Consider the following 796-nt stretch of genomic DNA (forward strand, 5'->3'; position numbering starts at 1 on the left):
AACAATTGGAAAGTTACTTCGATACTCAATTGTTTATTCGTGATCGAAATAACATAAAGCTGACCTCAGCAGGGGAACGCTTAATCAGTTATGCCGAAGTTATGGTCACCACATTGCAGCAAGCAAAACTGGAATTATCACTTGAAGATGGAAAAGCATTACAGCTCACCATGGGCGGTACGCCGAACATTTGGGATGCGTATTTGCAAAACTGTTTGAGTATTGTGACGGATTCTTTCGGCGGTTACGGCTTTATGGCCGAGGTGATGGGCCGTGAAATGCTAAGCCGTAGCTTATTAGAGCGCACGTTAGATATGGCATTTGCGTTTGACCAAATCAAAGCTGATGAGCTTAATTGTAAAAAAGTCGCGGATGTTGTCCTTGTGCTGGTTTCTACCGAGCAAGATTCATTAGATACGGTGTTTGAGCACAAATATGTGTATGTGGATTGGGGAACACGCTTCGCTTCTGAGCACTCTGAGCGTCACCCTAAAATTCCGGCTCCGTACCTGCGTACATCGACTGCGCGTATTGCTTTGGACTTCATTTTAGAGAAAGGCGGCGCGGCGTATCTGCCGGTGTCTCTCGTAGAGCCGTTTATTGCGAATGGGCAGCTCTACAAGGTGTCTGGAGTGGAAGATTGGTACCGACCTATCTACTTAAGCTATCGCAAAGCCAGCACGTCTGTAGAAGCAATTAAACAGGTCGAAGAGATTGTGAAAGAAATCGATCCTCTCACGGCTTACAGCTTGCAACAGATTGGGTCTGCATCATCGGACGCAAACCATTAACGCTC

The 796-nt window shown here is 46.2% G+C and carries 1 protein-coding gene; it reads left to right on the plus strand.

What is annotated here, in order from left to right; translation table 11 throughout:
• The coding region (locus R7R78_RS25550; RefSeq protein WP_005485281.1) for a LysR substrate-binding domain-containing protein at positions 1 to 791 on the plus strand (791 nt) is incomplete at its 5' end.
• Between the last annotated feature and the right edge of the window lie 5 nt (positions 792 to 796).

The organism is Vibrio sp. 2134-1, assembly GCF_033339495.1.